16 protein-coding genes and 1 pseudogene are annotated in these 19,672 nt (G+C 37.5%); 15 read left to right on the top strand and 2 right to left on the bottom strand.

Annotation, left to right across the window (positions count from 1 at the left end; all coding sequences use genetic code 11):
* From AC4IF5_RS03275 to AC4IF5_RS03225, 11 genes and pseudogenes are all read left to right on the top strand, one after another.
* Entirely contained in the window at positions 1-4,515 is a 4,515-nt protein-coding gene (locus AC4IF5_RS03275; protein WP_490731639.1) for a TonB-dependent receptor plug domain-containing protein, read from the top strand.
* Between the two features lie 245 nt (positions 4,516-4,760).
* Positions 4,761-5,060, top strand: a pseudogene (locus AC4IF5_RS03270) (thrombospondin type 3 repeat-containing protein); the annotation flags it as partial.
* Between the two features lie 144 nt (positions 5,061-5,204).
* Entirely contained in the window at positions 5,205-6,470 is a 1,266-nt protein-coding gene (locus AC4IF5_RS03265) for a VWA domain-containing protein (RefSeq protein WP_490731898.1), read from the top strand.
* A 121-nt stretch (positions 6,471-6,591) separates the two neighbouring features.
* Positions 6,592-7,095: a GbsR/MarR family transcriptional regulator gene (locus tag AC4IF5_RS03260; protein WP_490731637.1), complete on the top strand. Its 504-nt coding sequence runs from the start codon at positions 6,592-6,594 to the stop codon at positions 7,093-7,095.
* Positions 7,096-7,166: 71 nt separating this feature from the next.
* The gene (locus AC4IF5_RS03255; RefSeq protein ID WP_490731635.1) at positions 7,167-7,511 is read left to right on the top strand and encodes a hypothetical protein; all 345 of its coding nucleotides are present in this window, start codon (positions 7,167-7,169) and stop codon (positions 7,509-7,511) included.
* A gap of 7 nt (positions 7,512-7,518) precedes the next feature.
* A complete protein-coding gene (locus tag AC4IF5_RS03250; protein ID WP_490731633.1) occupies positions 7,519-7,920 on the top strand; it encodes a hypothetical protein in 402 nt (133 codons plus the stop codon).
* A gap of 94 nt (positions 7,921-8,014) precedes the next feature.
* On the top strand, positions 8,015-8,839 hold the full coding sequence (locus AC4IF5_RS03245) for a DCC1-like thiol-disulfide oxidoreductase family protein (RefSeq protein WP_490731631.1): 825 nt from the start codon (positions 8,015-8,017) through the stop codon (positions 8,837-8,839).
* A gap of 19 nt (positions 8,840-8,858) precedes the next feature.
* Positions 8,859-9,323 (top strand): SRPBCC family protein, encoded by a 465-nt coding sequence (locus AC4IF5_RS03240; RefSeq protein WP_490731629.1) that lies wholly within the window; start codon positions 8,859-8,861, stop codon positions 9,321-9,323.
* Between the two features lie 66 nt (positions 9,324-9,389).
* Positions 9,390-10,094, top strand: a complete 705-nt coding sequence (locus AC4IF5_RS03235) for a YqjF family protein (protein ID WP_490731627.1) — start codon at positions 9,390-9,392, stop codon at positions 10,092-10,094.
* A gap of 128 nt (positions 10,095-10,222) precedes the next feature.
* Positions 10,223-11,122 carry a TIGR01777 family oxidoreductase gene (locus AC4IF5_RS03230; protein ID WP_490731625.1) on the top strand — a complete coding sequence of 300 codons (900 nt, stop codon included), beginning with the start codon at positions 10,223-10,225 and terminating at the stop codon, positions 11,120-11,122.
* 50 nt (positions 11,123-11,172) lie between these two features.
* Positions 11,173-12,609 carry an alpha-L-fucosidase gene (locus AC4IF5_RS03225; RefSeq protein WP_490731623.1) on the top strand — a complete coding sequence of 479 codons (1,437 nt, stop codon included), beginning with the start codon at positions 11,173-11,175 and terminating at the stop codon, positions 12,607-12,609.
* Between the two features lie 56 nt (positions 12,610-12,665).
* On the opposite strand, the gene AC4IF5_RS03220 is transcribed toward AC4IF5_RS03225, so the two are convergent.
* The gene (locus AC4IF5_RS03220) at positions 12,666-13,541 is read right to left on the bottom strand and encodes a hypothetical protein (protein WP_490731621.1); all 876 of its coding nucleotides are present in this window, start codon (positions 13,539-13,541) and stop codon (positions 12,666-12,668) included.
* A gap of 418 nt (positions 13,542-13,959) precedes the next feature.
* Between AC4IF5_RS03220 and AC4IF5_RS03215 the strand changes: the two genes are divergently transcribed.
* From AC4IF5_RS03215 to AC4IF5_RS03200, 4 genes are all read left to right on the top strand, one after another.
* The gene (locus tag AC4IF5_RS03215) at positions 13,960-14,214 is read left to right on the top strand and encodes a hypothetical protein (RefSeq protein WP_490731619.1); all 255 of its coding nucleotides are present in this window, start codon (positions 13,960-13,962) and stop codon (positions 14,212-14,214) included.
* Positions 14,215-14,441: 227 nt separating this feature from the next.
* On the top strand, positions 14,442-15,830 hold the full coding sequence (lpdA, locus tag AC4IF5_RS03210; RefSeq protein WP_490731617.1) for a dihydrolipoyl dehydrogenase: 1,389 nt from the start codon (positions 14,442-14,444) through the stop codon (positions 15,828-15,830).
* 243 nt (positions 15,831-16,073) lie between these two features.
* Positions 16,074-18,017: a S9 family peptidase gene (locus tag AC4IF5_RS03205; RefSeq protein ID WP_490731615.1), complete on the top strand. Its 1,944-nt coding sequence runs from the start codon at positions 16,074-16,076 to the stop codon at positions 18,015-18,017.
* A 204-nt stretch (positions 18,018-18,221) separates the two neighbouring features.
* The gene (locus AC4IF5_RS03200) at positions 18,222-19,022 is read left to right on the top strand and encodes a patatin-like phospholipase family protein (protein WP_490731614.1); all 801 of its coding nucleotides are present in this window, start codon (positions 18,222-18,224) and stop codon (positions 19,020-19,022) included.
* A gap of 51 nt (positions 19,023-19,073) precedes the next feature.
* Here the strand turns inward: AC4IF5_RS03200 and AC4IF5_RS03195 are convergent, their stop codons facing one another.
* Positions 19,074-19,514 carry a hypothetical protein gene (locus tag AC4IF5_RS03195; protein WP_490731613.1) on the bottom strand — a complete coding sequence of 147 codons (441 nt, stop codon included), beginning with the start codon at positions 19,512-19,514 and terminating at the stop codon, positions 19,074-19,076.
* Positions 19,515-19,672 lie beyond the last annotated feature (158 nt).

Here is a 19,672-nt window from a genome sequence, read left to right as displayed (position 1 = left end):
ATGAATCTCAAATTAACATCATATATTACCTTACTGAGCTTTCTGTTTTCAATTGTACTGATAAGGGCTCAAGGCTCATTCCAGGATTATGAAAAAGAAAAGACCTATATTCAGACCAATCATGTTTTCTACAAGCCCGGAGAAGAAATGTATTTCAAAATATACGTAGTACAGGGGGAAAATAATCTTCCGGCAGAGGACAGCAGGGTGGTGAATTTTGAAATGCTTGATCCGGGAGGAAGTGTTGTGAAAAAAATGAAATATGAAATTACTAATGGATATGCTCAGGGATATTTTTATTTCTCTGATGAGATGAAAGGAGGAATTTATAAGATCAGAGCTTATACTAACTGGATGCAGAATGAAGAAGGAAAAAATGCTTTTGAAAAAGAGATTACCCTCCAGAAAATAGTATCCCCAAGAATTTTAATGAAACTGGACTTCCCTAAAAAAGGGTATGGGGCCGGAGATGAGGTAACGGCGGATTTTTCTATGCGGAGTCTGAGTAATCTTCCCATTCCTTTTTATGAAGCAGATTATACTGTAATGCACAATGGACAAACGGTTTCAGAAGGAAAACTTATTACCGATAAAGAAGGCAAAAACGTATTGAAATTTAAGCTTCCTGAAGTTTTAAAATCTTCTGATGCGCTGTTGAATATCAAAGTGAATTTTGATGGTTTTACGGAATCTGTTTCCCGGAATATTCCAATTGTTTTGAATAATCCGGACGTAAAATTTATGCCTGAAGGAGGCACTTTTATCAATGGAATAGAGCAAAATATGGCATTTAAAATTCTTGATGAATTTGAAAGTCCGGTAGATGCTGTCCTGGGTATTTACAATCAAAATCATCAAAAAATAACAGAAGCTGCTGCCTATAACTTTGGGATGGGGAATTTCTATTTTACTCCTAAAGAAGGAGAAATGTATTATGCAAAAATTGTACGACCGGAAAATATTACCAAGATCTACTATCTTCCTGCAGCTAAAAATAATGGCTTGATTTTAAATATCAGAAAAGAAAGAGGAATGCTGTTATTTAAAACCGTTTCTACACAGGAAAGGAGCGTTACGTTAAAGGGAATTTTTCGTGGAAAAGAAGTGTACAATAAGGAACTTTTATTGAAAAAGGGAACCAACTCTCTGGAGTTGCAGGAAAAAGACTTTCCGGTTGGAATCTGCAGATTTACAGTATTCGAGAATAATATTCCTTTGGCAGAACGTGTTGTTTTTACGAATAAAGACCAGCAGATGAATATAAAGATAAAGCCTGTAAAGCAGCAGTATCAGCCAAGAGAAAAGGTCGTCCTGGATATTGAAACAACAGATGGAAACAACAGACCTGTTACTGCAAATCTGGCTCTTAGTGTGGTGGATGACAAACTCTGGACCTATGCTGATGATAAGCAGAATCATATTGTTTCATGGTTTCTGATGGATTCCGAATTGAGGGGTAAGATTGAAAAACCGCAGTTTTATTTTGACAAAAAAGAAGGAAAGGCCGATAAAAGTTTAGATCTTGTTATGCTGACCAATGGATACAGATATTTTGAACTTCTTCCGGATATCATTAAAACCAATAAATATAACTATTTCCCTGAAAAAAAGAATACGATCTATGGAATTGTAGAAGATGAAGGCAAGAAGCCTGTGAAGTCAGAGGTTTTTCTTGTAGATGAGTATAATAGTAAGATTATCAGACAGGTAACTACTGAAAACGGCCGATTTTATTTTTCAGACCTGAATGGAAACAGTCGATATAAAATTATTGCTAAATCTCTTCAACCAAAGCATAAAGTAAAAATCAGAATCATATCTTATAATCTGGATATCAATCCTCTGGCCAAGCAGAAGCTGATGAATATAGATATAGAGGAGGTTATAAAGGAGGCAGAAGTTAAGGAAGAATTAAAAAAAGAAATAAACAATACTCCAAAACAGTTAAGCAATAAAGGCAGAGCGAAATCAGACACAGTCCGTAGCGGCAGAATTGAAGAAGTCATTGTTTTGGGCTATTCTACAGCTAAAGAACAAAAATCTGTTGCAGCTAAAACAATCGTGGCTCCTGTTGAAATTCAGAATTCCAATATAAGTTCATTGTTAAATGGAAAGGTAGCAGGAATAACAATAACTTATGATGGACAATCAGGAGCTAATACACAAATACGCATTAGAGGTGAAGCTTCTGTACCCAATAAAAGTCCTTTGTTTATTGTTGACGGGATTCCGGTTGAGAATTTTAATACCACAATTAATCCGAATGATATCAACAGTATTACAGTTCTTAAAGATGCCAATGCCACGGCGATTTACGGAAGCAGAGCTGCTAATGGAGTTGTTTTGATTAACTCTTTTAGAAGTGGCGGTTCTGAAATGAAATGGGATATTACCCCAAGATCGTATTTTGCAGTAGAAGCCGTAACAAATGATCATTTTACAGTATATTCAGAGAAACGGGAATTTGCCTACCCTGAATATAAATCGGTCAATACATCCTACAGGTTTGATTACAGAGAAGCATTATATTGGAATCCGGTAGTAGAAACCGATAAAAATGGAAAGGCCAAAGTTGAGTTCTATAATTCTGATGCCAATTCTACATTCAGGATTATGACTGAAGGGATTTCTGCATCAGGACTTTTGGGAAGAGATGAAACCACTTATGCTGTACAAAGCCTGATCTCAATAGATGCCAAGATCCCACAGTATCTGACAAGAACAGATCAGATGACGATTCCCGTTGTTATTAAAAATAATTCCCCGGAAACCCGGAAAATGATCATGGATGTTATTGTTCCCAACCATGTAAAGCTGATGCAGTCTGATAGCTTAATTATTTTAAAGCCATTAGAATCCGGAAGATTGTTCGTTAAGATACAGACCGATGAAGTTGTGAGTTCCAATATTCAGTTTACATTAAGGTCCGGAGATTTTCGGGAGACGATGATACTTCCGTTTACTGTAGAAGAAAAAGGATTTCCCCACCGGTATTCCCTTATCAACAATAAAACTGAGAACATCAGAATCAATATTCCGGAGTTCATAAACGGGAGTTTTCGTTCATTCTATTATGTATTTGAAAATGCAGCACTGCAGATGTTTGAAGACCTGGAGAGATTGAAAAAAGAACCTTATGGATGCTTTGAACAGCTTTCATCAACGGTTTATCCCAATATATTTATCCTGAACTACTTAAAATCAAGTAAAAAAATTGACAGTTCTACAGAAAACCATGTGATTAAAAATTTGAAAAAAGGATTTCAGAAAATGCTGAGCTATAAAAACAAGGATGGTGGTTTTGGATATTTCAATACAGCTGAATCTGATGTTGCGCTTTCCGCATTTGCATTGTTAGAGTTCACTGCCCTGAAGAAGTATGTAGTTGTTGATCCGGGGTTAATTCAGAGACTTTCCTCCTTTATCCTGTCTAAGAAAAATGGAAACGGGCTTTTCGAAGTGAGGAGAAGCTATGAACCAAAAACAGGCTATTCTGATCATTCATGGTCAAGAAATATGTATGTTCTTTATGTTTTGTCTAAACTTGGTTTAAAAAGCGAAATTGAAGATTCTTATACGATAATGCTGCGCAGAGCCTTGGCAACAAAAGACTCTTATCAGTTGGCATTGCTGGCCAATGCCTCTGCTAATCTTGGAAAGCATAGAGAATATGGAGATCTGATGGCCATTCTAAGCAAGCAGTATGAAACCCGGAACGTAAAATATAAGATTACATTTACCGGTTCCGGAGGAATGTCTGCAAATGCAGAAACCCTTTCCCTGTATATGATGGCACTTCAGAAAGATGAAAAGCTCAACTGGTTGAAGATTGCAGAAGCTGCAGATGAACTTATTGGTTATAACGGTTATTATGGATTTGGCTCTACACAGGCGACAACTTTGGCAATAGAAGCCTTATCTGAATTTTTCTCTAAAAATGAAAAACTGTATGGAAATGACACACCGGCTATTTCAATCAATGGTGTCCCTGCCTTACCTGGAATAAGCATTTCTTCAGCCTATACATCAGGAAGAAACCAGATCAATGTACGTTATCCGGCCCAAAAAGGACTTCCTTATAAGCTGGAATACGAATATTACACTTTACAGGTTCCGGCAGGTGCAGATATCCCTGTGACCATGGAAACAAAACTGAAGTCCGAACGGTCTAAAGTGGGAGAGACGAGCAGGATGATAGTTACCATTAAAAATAAAGTGAATAATCAGCTGCCGATGACAGCTGCCAAAATAGGTATTCCTGCAGGACTGACATTGCAAAATGCCCTATTAAAAGATTTGGTAGATAAAAAGCAGGTTTCTTATTATGAGATTTTCGATAATTATCTTGTGCTGTATTGGGAGCATCTGGATGCTGAAGAAACAAAAGTGATCAATCTTGATTTGAAAGTGGAGTTTGCCGGGGAGTATACCGGTAAATCAAGTAATATTTATCTCTATTATATGCCGGAATTAAAATACTGGAATCAGGGGATAACCACCAGGATCGAACCATAGAGTTGAATCTGATACAAATCTATAGTTAATAACAAACCCTTTCTTTTCAGAACTTTTGAAAAAAGGTTATGATTACTCGGAGTTGTTGATATTATATGGATTTATTTTAATAATTTCCACTCCGAAATTTATAACTGATGAAAAAAACTTTTATAACCCTGCTCGGACTTACTTTAGTCGTAAGCTGCAAAACTCAAAATGCTTCTGATTCAACGAAGGAGGCTAAACCTTACAGCATCAGAAAGGATAAAGATCAGGACGGAATTCCTAACAAATTGGATCAATGCCCTGAAATTGCCGGGCCGGTTGAGAATAATGGCTGCCCATGGCCTGACACAGATGGTGATGATATCATTGATAAAGATGATGCATGTCCTGAAGTAGCTGGACCACCTGAAAATAATGGCTGCCCGTGGCCGGATACAGATGGTGATGGTATTCTGGATAAAGACGATGCCTGCCCTACCGTTCCGGGAATGCCGGACTATAATGGCTGTCCGAAGCCAAAATCAATGTTGGCATCGGAAGTGTCCAGTAGTGCAAGAAGTGGATCGGCAGTAGCAGGGAAGGTTTCAGGAATAAAAAAATCAAAAAAATCAAAAATCAAAGCTGAAGATGAATTTCCTGAAGCTGGCAAACTAACTGCAGGAGAAGTAAATGATTTTTCAAAATGGGATTATTGGCAGGATATGGCTGTTCCTGTTTTATCTCAGTATAAAGAAGAATGGAAATTTTTTCCGGACAAAAGAGTTTCGGTTCAACTAGTGAATAAAAGCCAAAAACCGGTTATCGGTAAGAGATTAAGATTGTTGAATGACAAGAATGAAATAATTTGGCAGGCTGTTTCTGACAATAAAGGGAATGCTGAATTATGGATTGATGCAAGAACTGATCAGCAATCTTCATCAAAAAAATATTTTATTGCAGATGATACGGGAGAAATATTATCAAGCAATGCAATTTTATTCAAAAAAGGTCAAAATGTAATTATCGTTGACGCTCCTTGTCTTCAAAAAAGAAATCTGGATTTGGTTTTTGTCGTAGATGCTACAGGTTCTATGGGTGATGAGATTACCTACTTGCAATCCGAACTATTGGATGTATTGAAAAAAGTTGAGAAAAAATTAGCTAACACGACTGATATTCGGTATGGATCTGTATTTTACAGGGATCAGGGGGACGAATATGTAACAAGAGAGTTTGATTTTTCTGATAAAGCTGTAGATATGATTGACTTTATTAAAAATCAAAGTGCAGGTGGTGGCGGAGACTTTCCTGAAGCTGTGGTGGAAGCCTTGGATTCTTCGATAGATAAACTGAGCTGGAGCAAAGGAAACTCTACTAAGATTATGTTTTTAATTCTGGACGCTCCGCCTCACTATACAGAGGAAAATATTAATAAACTGTACAATAAGATAAAATTGGCAGCACAAAAAGGAATTACAATAATTCCACTGGCTGCAAGTGATACGGACAAGCAGACAGAATACCTGATGAGAACTTTTGCATTGCTTACAAACGGTACATATACATTCCTTACCAACCATAGTGGGATTGGAAATAATCATATTGAACCAACAACAGATTCTTATGAAGTTGAAAAATTGAATGACCTATTATTAAGATTGATTCTGCAGCGTTCAATAATACCTTCCTGCCAGGCTCCTTCTAATAATGGATATATTAATAAGAAGATTGAAGTAGAGTTAGAGAATGAAGAAAATCCGAAGGTTAAAATTTATCCGAATCCTACAAAAGGACTGATCAATATTCAATCAAGCAAGCAAATTGATGAGTTATATTTATATGATTTCAGCGGTAAAATTTTAATCAGACAACAAAAATTACCTATAGGAACAAACAAGGTTGATATTACATCTTATCCTCAAAGTGTTTATTTGATGAGATGTAGATATGGAAAACAATGGGATACTTTTAAAATTATTAAAAATTAACTACTATAAAAACAGGCATTCAAAAGGATGTCTGTTTTATTTTTAAATTAATTTTCAGAAATTATTGAAAATTCGGAAAATATAATTATATTTGTATCAGAAACTTAAAAGAGAATACAAAATGCAACTTTCAGAAGCCAAAGAAAAATATATTCAGACCTGGGGAACCTTTGCTACCAACTGGGGAATCAACCGTACGATGGCACAGGTGCATGCATTGCTTCTGGCAAGTGGTAAGCCGCTTTCTACCGATGAGGTCATGGAACAGCTCGAAATTTCAAGAGGAAATGCCAATATGAATCTCAGAGCCTTAATAGACTGGGGAATTGTGAGGAAAGAATTCATCAAGGGGGACAGAAAAGAATACTTTGTAGCGGAAAAAGATGTTTGGTATCTTTTTAAGCAGATCACCAAAGAACGGAGAAAAAGAGAGATCGAGCCTGTCATTTCTTTCCTGGAAGAGTTAAAGAATATTGATGATAAGGACTCGGAAGAAGCAAAGGAGTTCATCAAGCTTATGAATGACTTCAGTTCTGTAACAGGGAAGATCAACAATATTATGGATCTTGCGATAAAAAGCGATGATCACTGGCTGGTAGGGAAGATCACCAATCTGCTGAAATAGAAAAGAGGATGAAAATCCTTTTTTATTTCAATTAATCTTTCAAAAATTATTGAAAATATAATATATTTAAAATGTTCAATATTATTTCATATATACTTTTTCTTGGTATTAGTTCGTATATCACGATCGATGTGGGGAGAAGATGTTTTCAGGCAGGAAAAGTATATCTGAAATATTTACTTCATGACGATGACCTTTGCCTGACGATCAACAGGATCCTTCTTGGATGTTATTATCTGTTGAATCTGGGGTATATCGCACTGAGTCTCACTTTCTGGGAGAAAGTAAACAACGTGGAGGAGGTAGTGGGAGTAACAGCAGTACGCATTGGAAGCATTGCTTTGATTCTTTGTGTATTACATTATACAAACATTTTTGTCCTGTACTTTTTGAGAAAAAAAATAACCTTACAATAATACCATTATGGAAACTACAGTTTTAACCACAACCTACAATTTTTCTGCGTACATGATCTATCTGCCTATTGTCATTGCTCTTACAGTTTTTGTTTCCCAGTTTCTGTTTAAAAATTCAAAAACATTTATGATTGATATTTTTCATCAGAAGAAAGATATAGCTATGGCGACAAACTCTTTGTTTAAAATAGGCTTTTATCTCTTAAATATCGGTTTTGCCTTATGCATTATTGAATTTTTCCAAATTGAAACAGTAGAAAGGCTAGTGGTAGCTTTAAGTAAAAAGATTGGTGGATTTTCAATTTACCTTGGGCTGATGATGCTTTTGAATCTTCTGTTATTTCTGAAAGGCCGTAAGCATGCATTAAATAAAGAAATACAAATCAAAAATGAAAACATTAATCTTTAAAATCTGGATGTATTTTACGTTCAGATCACAGCATAAAAGAACCAGAGGAGACTTTCTTCGCCTTTAATATGTATAAACCTTAAAATAATTACCAATGAAAACCCTTAGCAACCACACACTTATCTATGACAACGAATGTCCAATGTGTAATCTCTATTCCAAAGGCTTTATCCAATGTGGAATGCTGGATGAAAATGGAAGAGAAGCTTTTACGGAAATATCAGCGAAGAACAGTGATCTTGTGGATTTTAACAGGGCGAAAAACGAGATTGCATTGGTAGACTACAACAGAAATGAAGTAGTGTATGGATTAGACAGTCTTCTTCTGATCATCGGAAACTCCTTTCCGCTGTTGGAGAAAATAGCAAGAGTATCACCATTGTACTGGTTTTTCACAAAGCTGTATTCTTTTGTATCCTATAACCGGAAGCAGATCATTCCGTCTGCAAAAGATAATACCGGACAATCCTGTGTTCCTGATTTTAACCTGAAATATAGAGTAGCCTATATAGCTTTTGTTGCCCTTTTTTCAGCTTATATTTTAAACCTTTTTTCAGGAAAGATGGAGCTAAATATTAACCGGAATTTTATGAGAGAACTGGCTGTTTGTTTAGGACAGATTCTCTGGCAGACTGTTTTCTTAAGAACTTACCTGAAGGATAAGTTCTGGGATTACCTGGGAAATATGATGACCGTTTCTTTACTAGGCACACTTCTTTTAATTCCGGTTTTGTTCACAGACTTTTCTCCTTTTTTCTATGTCGTTTATTTCGGAGTTGTAGTGCTGTTAATGCTTTTTGAACACTGGAGAAGATGTAAAATATTAAAATTCAGTTATCTTCCTACAATTTCGTGGGTGCTGTTCAGAATAGCAGCTTTAGCTGTTATCATTTTGACAGCGATTCCTGAAACTATATAAAAAATAAACCTTTTGAAAAATGGCAAGAATTTATTTAGAAACATGGATCAATGCTGATATTCAATGTGTGTTTGATCTGGCAAGGAATATTGACCTGCACCAGGAATCAACCTCACGCACCCACGAAAAAGCAATTGAAGGCCGTACATCAGGGCTGATCGAAGAAAATGAAACCGTGACCTGGAGAGCTAAGCATTTAGGAGTCTATCAAACCCTTACCACAAAAATCATCAGCATGAAGAAACCGGACCGGTTTATAGATGAAATGCAGAAAGGAGCCTTCAAATCCCTCCGCCATCAGCATATCTTTAAATCCGTCAATGGAAAAACACAGATGATAGACATCTTTGAATTTGAGTCTCCATTAGGTATGATAGGAAAATTCGTTAATAAAATTTTTCTCACCCAATATCTTCAAAACTTCCTGCTGGAAAGAAACAGTTTAATCAAAGCAAAGGCAGAATCCTCCAAAGCCGCGGAGTGACGGTCAACCGGAATAGAATTCAGTTCTATAAATAACATATAATAATCAATCAAAACACAGGTAATTATGAATTTTTTAAAAGCAGAATGGCGGAAATTAGCGATCATCAATTACGAGATCAATCCCAATATAATATTAAAATACCTTCCTGAAGGTACCGAACTGGATTTTTATAAAGGAAAATGCTATGTAAGTTTAGTCGGATTTATGTTTTTAAATACAAAGCTGCTAGGATTGCCGATTCCTTTTCATCGCAATTTCGAAGAGGTGAACTTAAGGTTTTATGTAAAGAAAAAAGAAAACGGAGTCTGGAAAAGAGGAGTGGCCTTCATCAAGGAAATCGTTCCGAAGCCGGCTTTAAGCTTTGTCGCCAATTCTGTATATAAAGAAAACTATCATACCATGCCAATGAAAAATCTGATTCATGAAGGAGAAGATGAGCTGCTGATCAGGTATTCCTGGAAGGATAAAAGCTGGCATTCCATTCAGGTTACAGCAGAGAGTACCGCACGGTCAATGGAAGCCGGTTCGGAATTTGAATTTATCACGGAGCATTACTGGGGCTTTACCAGGAAAGAAGGCAGAACGTCAGAATATGAAGTCTGCCATCCGAAATGGGACTATTATCTGGTCAAAGACTATCAGCTGGAGATTCATTTCAGTAAGATCTACGGAAAAGATTTTGAAGAGCTGGATCATCAGAACCCTATCTCCGTAATGTTGGCCGAAGGCTCCGAAATCGAAGTACGAACAAAGAAATATGCAATCTGAAACATTATAATTTTGAGGAAAAACAAATCAGTTAGCCGATCTTATTCTCCTAACCCTCAAACTCTCAAACTCTCAAACCCTCAAACCTTCGAACCCTCGAACTCCCTAACCCTTTAAAACCCGAAACAATGAAAATACTCATAGCCGGAGGAACCGGATTTCTCGGCGAAAACTTAGAAAAATACTTTACAGAAAAAGGAAATCAAGTGTATATCCTGACCCGTAATCCTAAAAAAGAAAATGAAATCTACTGGGATGCAGAAACAGTAGGCGACTGGAGGAATACCCTGGAAAAAACAGATGTCCTGATCAATCTTACAGGAAAATCTGTGGATTGCCGGTATCATGATAAAAACAAGCAGGAAATTTATTCTTCAAGAATAAACAGTACAAAAACCTTGCAGGATGCTGTTGATCAATGTCCGAATCCACCGAAGGTCTGGCTGAATGCAAGCTCTGCAACGATTTATGCGCATTCAGAAAAACATTTGAATACAGAAGAGAACGGGATAATAGGAGATGACTTCTCCATGAATATATGCAAAAGCTGGGAAGAAGAGTTTTTTAAGACAAAAAATAAAGAAATAAGAAAAGTAGCTCTTCGTACTTCTATCGTTCTGGGAAACAATGGAGGCGCCTTTCCGAAACTGCGGATGATTACAAAATTGGGACTGGGAGGAAGACAGGGAAGAGGGAATCAGATGGTAAGCTGGATCCATATTGATGATTTCTGTAAAGCGGTACAATGGATCATTCAGGAGGAAAATATTTCAGGAGCAATCAATATAACGGCTCCGTCCCCAATATCTAATAAGATGATGATGGAAAAATTGAGAAAAGAGCTGAAAATTCCTTTTGGATTGAATGCTCCGGTCTGGCAGCTGGAAATAGCCTCCATATTCCTTAGAACAGAAACCGAGTTATTACTGAAAAGCCGTAACGTATATCCCGGAAACCTCATGAAAGCTGGCTTTAAGTTCTCTTATCCAACTTTTGATGAAGCCATCCATAAATTGTTAAGTCCCTAATACTTGTAAATTAGTCAAAGGATAATTAAATTAGCGGAAACGACTTCCATATGCTAATCCCAAAAGCAAACTTGCTGCTCTTTTCATCACTTTTTGCCGGTTCAGTCCTGTTTTCACAGGCTCATAATGTATCTGAAGGCTATCAGAAACCTTTAGATCCGCTTGTTGTTCAGAACCTGGAACAATGGCAGGATCTGAAATTCGGTCTGTTTATGCATTGGGGAACCTATAGTCAATGGGGGATTGTTGAAAGCTGGAGCCTGTGTCCGGAAGACGAATCATGGACCCAAAGAAAGCCTGAGCACGGAAAATCTTATGATGAGTATGTAAAAAACTATGAAAACCTTCAGACCACTTTCAATCCGGTTCAGTTCAATCCACAAAAGTGGGCGGATGCGGTAAAAAAAGCCGGAATGAAGTATGTCGTTTTTACAACCAAGCACCATGACGGTTTTGCGATGTTTGATACCCAACAGTCGGATTATAAAATTACCTCTCCCCAAACACCTTTTTCGAAAAACCCGAGGGCAGATGTTACCCAGGAGATTTTTAACACCTTCAGAAAAGAAGGCTTTAAAATCGGTGCTTATTTTTCAAAACCAGACTGGCATTCCGATGATTACTGGTGGTCTTACTTTCCGCCAAAAGACAGGAACGTCAATTATGACCCTAAAAAATATCCTGAACGGTGGGAAAGCTTTAAAAAGTTTACCTTCAACCAACTGAATGAACTCACCTCCCAATATGGAAAAATTGATATCCTTTGGCTGGACGGAGGCTGGGTTCGTCCCTTTCATACCATTGATCCCAAAGTCGAGTGGCAGCGGACGATCAAGGTAGAACAGGATATTGATATGGATAAGATAGGTACGATGGCCCGGAGAAATCAGCCGGGAATTATTATTGTAGACCGTACAGTTCCCGGAAAATGGGAAAATTATGTTACCCCTGAACAGGCTGTTCCCGAGCATGCCCTTTCCATTCCGTGGGAAAGCTGCATCACCATGGGAGATTCTTTTTCTTATGTACCCAATGACCATTATAAATCTTCACAGAAAATCATTGAAACGTTGGTTAAGATTATCTCAAGAGGTGGAAATTACCTGATGAATATTGCGCCGGGGCCTGATGGTGACTATGATCCGGTAGTCTATGAAAGATTACAGGAAATCTCCGGCTGGATGGATAAAAATCAGTCTGCTGTCTTTGCAACGAGAAGTATTGCTCCTTATCATGAAGGGAATTTTTATTACACCCAAAGCAAAGACGGTAATACTGTCAATGTTTTCCATCTTGATGAAAATTCAGAATACCATGCTCCGGCAGAATTAACCTTTACATTGCCAGCAAAATTTAACCCAAGATCACTCAACATTTTAGGACTCTCTAAAGTACAGTGGAAAAGATCCGGAAACATTGTCAAAGTACAGCTTCCGGAGGACAGGAAAAAACTCAGATATGCTGCTGTGATCCAATTAAAGCAATAGAAAACAAAAAAGAGCAGAGATACATCTGCTCTTATGAAAAATATGAGTTTAAAAATTTAGTATTTTCTTGCCAGCAGTACGTTCAACAGGAATGTACCGGTCCAGTTACTGTTGTTACCTGAGTTGGTTCCCATGAAATCTACACGGGCAACCGATACGGTAAGTCTGGTTTTTCCACCTACATTGGCAAGACTTACGAATGATGCTGTAAATACATCCGGAAAACTTGAATTATTTCCTGCTGTAAGGATAGGATACATATTGGCTACATTGAAAGGAGCTCCCTGGTATTCATATACAATCGTCATTCTACTGCTATTTGAATAGGCAGATGTGTGAGCCGCATTTACAGAAGATTTACTGATAACCCACCATGCATCAGTTCCTGTTCCTGTGTCATATGCCGTATTTTGGTGGGCACTCCAGTCTCCTACACTTGGGCTTCCTCCATTATGGGGAGGTATCGTAAGCTGTACACCATAAATTTCCACATTACTTGGCTTGGGAAGAACCGTAAAAGAAAGATCCCATGTCCCACCGCTGGTATTGCTGTTGTTGACTACTTCAGCATATGCTCCTACAGGAACAACAAAAGAAGAAACAGGAGTGTTGTCTATTCTTAAAGTATTACCGCCGGAGGGCTGAAGAGTAAGATTTGAGTTAGAGATATTTTTTATTTTATATATCCTTCCTGTGTAGCTTGTTGCCCCGGTTCCGATGGCAGGAAGCGTAAATGTCGTAGCACCCGTTCCATTATAGGTAATATAATGATCAGTAGCCGTGATCGCATACGAAGTAGTCGCTACTTCTTTGTACCCTGCTCTTAAAGAACCGTTTACGGCCAGGGTGCTGTTAGGGGTAGTTGTATTAATTCCAACCTGCGCATGTAAAGTGACAACTCCAAATAAAAGAATTGAAATATATTTTCTCATCTTGACTTTTTTAAGAAATTATTTTTTTTGCAAAAGTATAAAAAAAACATTGGCACCAGATTTAAATCAATAGATTTTATAATTATTTAATATAGATCTCTATTTTGTGAGTATTTTATTTTTTTTACTATATTAAATATAATGTTCTCATTTTAAGTGATATAAATGTTAAACTTAAGCAATACTCATTATAAGTGATCATCAATTTATTCTGACTAAATATTTTATAAATTATAAAAGCATGGATGGATATTTAGAATAATTATAAATGTATGTCTTACATAGTATATGAAGGTTGGGTGTATTTTTTACATTGAACCAATAGAACGTTGGTATGGTATATGCAGATGTATTGTATAAAATATGAATGGATCTAAATAAGACAGGTTTGCTGAATTCATTCAAAAATATGAATATCATGAAGAAGTTTTTAATATCAGCATTATTGCTATTAGGTTTATCAATGAATGTTCCTGCGCAGGAACATCCTTCACACCCGTCGAAAAGTGAACTGATCAATCATAAGATGCAGGAACTGGATAAAAGATACAATACAGAAAAGAAGCTGATCCTGAATCATCCGCTTGCTACCAAACAAATGAAAAGAGATCAGATGAAAGCCTTAAATAAAAAATATCAAAGCCAGAAACGATTACTTAAAAAAATGAAATAATACGGATTTCTTGCCATTATTAAAATCAGAAGGATCATTTTTTATAGGGCTTGTTTTGAAGAATTTTTAACTTTAAATAAAATTTATTGAAAGGGAATGAGTTTGTGTTCTCTTTTTTTATCTAAAATTAAATAAAAATAGCCTTATGAATGCATTTTAAGATCAGTTTGCATAAACATGAAACATCCAATATTTTTCCTTAAATTCGCATAAAAATTTTTAAAGTAATGAATTACGATATTATTGTCATTGGAAGTGGTCCTGGTGGATATGTTACTGCGATCAGAGCAGCACAATTGGGTTTCAAAACCGCAATTATCGAAAAAGAAAACTTAGGGGGGATCTGCCTTAACTGGGGATGTATTCCAACTAAAGCTTTATTGAAATCTGCTCAGGTTTTTCATTATATCAACCATGCTGAAGATTACGGATTAAATAAAGTGGAAGCAAGCTTTGAATTCCCGAATGTTATTCAGAGAAGCCGTGGTGTTGCCAGCAAAATGAGCAAAGGAATCGAGTTCTTGATGAAAAAGAACAAGATTGACGTAATTCTTGGTACTGCAAAAGTACAGAAAGGTAAAAAAGTTTCTGTTACAGATAAAGACGGTAAGGTAACTGAATATACTGCCAGCCATATTATCATCGCTACAGGAGCTCGTTCAAGAGAATTGCCAAACTTACCACAGGATGGTAAAAAAGTAATCGGATACAGACAGGCATTATCTCTTCCTGAGCAGCCGAAATCTATGATTGTTGTAGGTTCCGGAGCCATTGGAGTAGAATTTGCTGACTTCTATAATACAATGGGAACTAAAGTAACGATTGTAGAATTTATGCCGAATATCGTTCCTGTTGAAGATGAGGAAATCTCTAAGCACTTAGAGAAATCTCTGAAAAAATCAGGAATCGAGATCATGACAAACGCTTCTGTAGAAAGTGTAGATACAACAGGAGAAGGAGTAAAAGCTAACGTTAAAACCGCTAACGGTAACATTACCCTTGAAGCCGATATCTTATTATCTGCCGTAGGTATTGCTGCCAATATCGAAAACATCGGTTTAGAAGAAGTAGGAATCCAGACAGATAAAGGAAGAGTATTGGTTAACGAATGGTATGAAACTTCAGTACCTGGCTACTATGCGATCGGAGATATCATTCCTACTCAGGCATTGGCTCACGTAGCATCTGCGGAAGGAATTACATGTGTTGAGAAAATCAAAGGAATGCATGTTGAGAAAATTGACTATGGCAATATCCCTGGATGTACATACTGCCACCCTGAAGTAGCTTCTGTAGGTCTTACTGAAAAGCAGGCTAAAGAAAAAGGATATGAGATCAAAGTTGGTAAATTCCCTCTTTCTGCAAGTGGTAAAGCGACGGCTAACGGAAATACGGATGGTTTTATCAAGGTTATTTTCGATGCGAAATATGGTGAATGGCTAGGATGTCATATGATCGGTGAAGGCGTAACGGATATGGTTGCTGAAGCTGTAGTAGCGAGAAAATTAGAAACTACAGGTCATGAGATCATCAAATCGATCCACCCGCACCCAACAGTTTCTGAAGCGATCATGGAAGCAGCAGCAGCAGCTTACGGAGAGGTGATCCACATTTAATCTGAAGATATACAGAATTTTATATAACAAAAAGCTCAGAGAAATCTGGGCTTTTTTCATTGAAATGAGTTAAGGCTGGTATTATTGAGTGGATGCAAAGCTGATAAAAAATGGGGAGAGACTAAACCTAACAGGTTTCTAAAACCTGTTAGGTTTTTATAGGCATAATATTTACTCACTTAAACCACCACTTTTTCTCATGATTTTTTTGTAAAAAATGCCTAATTTCGGTAAAAATTTAACATGAAGAATACATCTATTGTAGCGCTGTTGATGTTGGGAGGAATATTTGTTCAGGCCCAGAATACAACTGAATTTGTAACTCCTAATGAAAATCTTATTACCGAAAATATTTTACCAATTCCCAAAACATTGAGCCAGGGGATCAAGAAATATTCTGAAAGCAGAAATGCGAGTTTGGCGGATATCCATCCCAATGGAAAAGAAATTATTGCTGTTACCCGTTTTGCTTCTACCAATCAGCTTTATAAGATATCCATGCCTTTGGGCGCTAGAAAACAGATCACTTTCTTCGATGAGCCGGTAAATATAGCTTCCTATGAGCCTACAAAAGGTGAATACCTTATTTATTCGAGGGATACCGGAGGAAATGAGTTCGGGCAGCTTTACAGACTGGATTTAAAAACATTGGAATCTAAGCTGCTTACCGATGGAGGAAGATCTCAAAACGGTGGGATTACCTGGAAAAAAGATGGCTCTGGATTTTATTTTACTTCTACTAAAAGAAACGGAGGAGACCGTGATATTTACTACATCAACCCTCTAAAACCGGAAGAAGTTCAGCCTGTCCTGGAATTGAAAGGGGGTGGATGGGGAATCAGTGATATTTCTGATGACAACAAAAAGCTGTTGATCACAGAATATGTTTCTGCAAACGATTCCTATCTCTATATCTACGATATCGGGACTAAAAAGCTTGAGCCTGTTACGGACAGAAAAGAAAAGGGAATAGTACAGCTTAATGCCTCTTTCGGGAAAAATTCTGATGAGATCTTTTATATTACAGACCGTGATAATGAATTCAGCAGGCTGGCAATTTTAAACCTGAAAACCAAAAAGATCAGCTATCTTACTACAGCCATTCCGTGGAATGTAGAACGCTATGACCTTTCTAAAGATAAATCCAGGCTGGCCTTTATTACCAATGAAAGCGGAATTAATAAATTGTATATTCTGAATACCGATACTCAAAAATATGTTCCGGTAAATAAAATTCCGGCAGGGCTTATTGGTGGCGGTAAATTTTCAGGGGACGGACGTACGATCTATTTTTCACAGGCAACTGCCAATTTAGGCACAGATGTCTATAAAATGGATGTAGCTTCCCAGCACATTGAAAGATGGACAGAAAGTGAGCAGGGCGAAATGCAGCCGGAAGATATGGCTGTTCCAACACTGATCGACTGGAAAAGCTTTGACGGAATGAAGATCACAGGCTTTTACTATCCCGCACCTGCGAAATTTACCGGGAAAAGACCGGTTCTGATCTCCATTCACGGAGGCCCTGAAGGCCAGTCAATGGCATCTTCTCTGGGAGCTTCCAATTATTTTTCCAATGAGATGGGAATTGCGCTGATCTATCCTAATGTAAGAGGCTCTGCAGGATTTGGAAAAACCTATATTGCCGCAGATAACGGATACCTGAGAATGAATTCCGTGAAAGATATCGGCGCTTTATTAGACTGGATTGCCAAGCAGCCTGAATTAGATAAAGACCGGATCATGATCACAGGAGGAAGCTACGGTGGATTTATGACATTGGCTACAGCTTACGAATACGCAGACAGGATCAGATGCTCAATGGATGTTGTGGGAATTTCAGATTTCAACACCTTCCTCAAAAATACGGAAGAATACAGAAGAGACCTGAGAAGGGTGGAGTACGGTGATGAAAGAATTCCTAAAATGGCTGAATTCTTTACCAAAATTGCTCCGCTGAACAATATCGACAAGATTAAAAAACCAATGTTTATCGTTCAGGGGACCAACGATCCCAGAGTTCCTGTTTCTGAAGCAACACAAATGCGTGATAAGCTGAAAGCTCAGGGAAAAACGGTATGGTACCTTGAAGCCAAAAATGAAGGACATGGCTTCAGAAAGAAAGAGAATATAGATTTCCAGCGCCTTGCAATGATCAGGTTTATGCAGGAATATCTGTTGAAATAGCCATTCGGGACAGATAATGATGACACTACAACAAATAGTATTTTGCCATTTGCTGTAGTGTTTTTATTGTTTGAAAGTCGCTTGTCTCCTTTTATTGTACATTTTTAAGCAGACTGGCCATGTCTTTTGTTAAAATAATTTTAAAATCAGCATATTTATAAAAATTAACCTGATTATCTCATGGTCTTTTCTTAAATTTATTCTATGAATTTTGAGAAAGTAGGACTTGTTTTATCAGGAGGCGGTACCAAAGGGATCGCCCATGCAGGAGTATTAAAATTCTTAAAGGAAAAAGATGTTGAAATAGATATTCTTTCCTGCTGCAGTGCCGGATCTATTGTAGGATGCCTTCATGCCGTAGGAAAGACGCCGGAAGAAATTCTGGATTTTTTCAATTCGGTATACTTTTTCAACTGGAAACATTTTACATTCAATCAGCCTGGATTGGTTTCTTCCATTATCTTCAGAAATTATCTTAAGCCTGTTTTTCATGAAATGAAGCTGGGAGACCTGGATATGGAGGTTAAAATTGTTGCTACAGAATTAGTTTCCGGAACCCAGAAGATCTTTGACAAAGATTTTCAGGTCGTTGATGCGATCATTGCTTCCTGCTCCATTCCCGGAATTACCACTCCTTATATCATCGGTGAGGAAATGTATTGTGACGGGGGAGTCCTGAACAATTTTCCGGCAGATATCATCAGGGACGACTGTGATAAACTTATCGGAGTATTTGTATCACCTCCGAATGATGCCAAGATCAAAGACCTGAATTCGATCAAAGCCATTGTTTCCCGTTCCTATGATCTTCTTTCCTACAGGATTGAAAAGGTGAAATTTGACTATTGTGACTGGTTTATCTCTTCCCAGAAGCTATCGACTTACGGAACTTTTGAAAGAGGAAAAGACCGCCTGGAACAGATCTTTAATATCGGCTACAAAGCCGCTAAAGACAGCTATGAATCCAGCCGTTTCCTTACAGAGCTGAGACAGTCCGGAACATGAGACAAATCCTGCACAAAGTACAGGATTTTATTTTTTATAATATCAGATTACCTACTTTTTTACCACATATCCGTCCTGGCTTACGATCTCACGGTCGTTAGGATCAGTGACAGTCAGGGTGTATGGTGCCTTTTTCGCAGAATCGGTCAGATAATTTCTCCAGACCTGATAGGTATGGCCCTCATTATTGAAGACAATATAATAATTCCCTCCGGTTCCGTCCGGAACCAGCTCTCCGTCACTGATGATCATGCTCGGTTTCGTGCTAAGGCTTGCATTAGCGTTCCATGATTGGTAAAGGTATTTACCATTAGGTTGTTTATCAATTCTGATCTTGAACTTTTTGGTTTTAATGATGACTGTTTTGGGTACGGTTTGAAAAGCCGGAGAAGCAAGAGAACTCTCAGCTTTTAGATCATTCGGTGTTTCTTTAGCATAAGCGAAAGAAAACTGAGCTAAACAAAAAGCTCCTAATAAAAAATGTCTGATCATATGAGTGGTTATTGGTTAACATTCAAACCTTATCAAATATGACGCCATTATAACAAGAGGAGTTTGGGGAAATTGAATAGGCTTTAAAAGAAGCAGATGCTAAACTTATATCATATGAACCACAAAAGTCACAAAAGTTTTTATTTAGAAGCTTTTGT

The organism is Chryseobacterium sp. UF-290 (assembly GCF_058245615.1).
The sequence above is the reverse complement of the archived record's forward strand: the minus strand, read 5'-3'. Positions and strand labels throughout refer to the sequence as shown.

Excerpts from the sequence above, each read along its gene's own strand:
- AC4IF5_RS03275 (WP_490731639.1), top strand. The coding sequence starts at position 1 with ATGAATCTCAAATTAACATCATATATTACCTTACTGAGCTTTCTGTTT.
- AC4IF5_RS03265 (WP_490731898.1), top strand. The coding sequence starts at position 5,205 with ATGGCTGTTCCTGTTTTATCTCAGTATAAAGAAGAATGGAAATTTTTT.
- AC4IF5_RS03260 (WP_490731637.1), top strand. The coding sequence starts at position 6,592 with ATGCAACTTTCAGAAGCCAAAGAAAAATATATTCAGACCTGGGGAACC.
- AC4IF5_RS03255 (WP_490731635.1), top strand. The coding sequence starts at position 7,167 with ATGTTCAATATTATTTCATATATACTTTTTCTTGGTATTAGTTCGTAT.
- AC4IF5_RS03250 (WP_490731633.1), top strand. The coding sequence starts at position 7,519 with ATGGAAACTACAGTTTTAACCACAACCTACAATTTTTCTGCGTACATG.
- AC4IF5_RS03245 (WP_490731631.1), top strand. The coding sequence starts at position 8,015 with ATGAAAACCCTTAGCAACCACACACTTATCTATGACAACGAATGTCCA.
- AC4IF5_RS03240 (WP_490731629.1), top strand. The coding sequence starts at position 8,859 with ATGGCAAGAATTTATTTAGAAACATGGATCAATGCTGATATTCAATGT.
- AC4IF5_RS03235 (WP_490731627.1), top strand. The coding sequence starts at position 9,390 with ATGAATTTTTTAAAAGCAGAATGGCGGAAATTAGCGATCATCAATTAC.
- AC4IF5_RS03230 (WP_490731625.1), top strand. The coding sequence starts at position 10,223 with ATGAAAATACTCATAGCCGGAGGAACCGGATTTCTCGGCGAAAACTTA.
- AC4IF5_RS03225 (WP_490731623.1), top strand. The coding sequence starts at position 11,173 with ATGCTAATCCCAAAAGCAAACTTGCTGCTCTTTTCATCACTTTTTGCC.
- AC4IF5_RS03220 (WP_490731621.1), bottom strand. The coding sequence starts at position 13,541 with ATGAGAAAATATATTTCAATTCTTTTATTTGGAGTTGTCACTTTACAT.
- AC4IF5_RS03215 (WP_490731619.1), top strand. The coding sequence starts at position 13,960 with ATGAAGAAGTTTTTAATATCAGCATTATTGCTATTAGGTTTATCAATG.
- lpdA (WP_490731617.1), top strand. The coding sequence starts at position 14,442 with ATGAATTACGATATTATTGTCATTGGAAGTGGTCCTGGTGGATATGTT.
- AC4IF5_RS03205 (WP_490731615.1), top strand. The coding sequence starts at position 16,074 with ATGAAGAATACATCTATTGTAGCGCTGTTGATGTTGGGAGGAATATTT.
- AC4IF5_RS03200 (WP_490731614.1), top strand. The coding sequence starts at position 18,222 with ATGAATTTTGAGAAAGTAGGACTTGTTTTATCAGGAGGCGGTACCAAA.
- AC4IF5_RS03195 (WP_490731613.1), bottom strand. The coding sequence starts at position 19,514 with ATGATCAGACATTTTTTATTAGGAGCTTTTTGTTTAGCTCAGTTTTCT.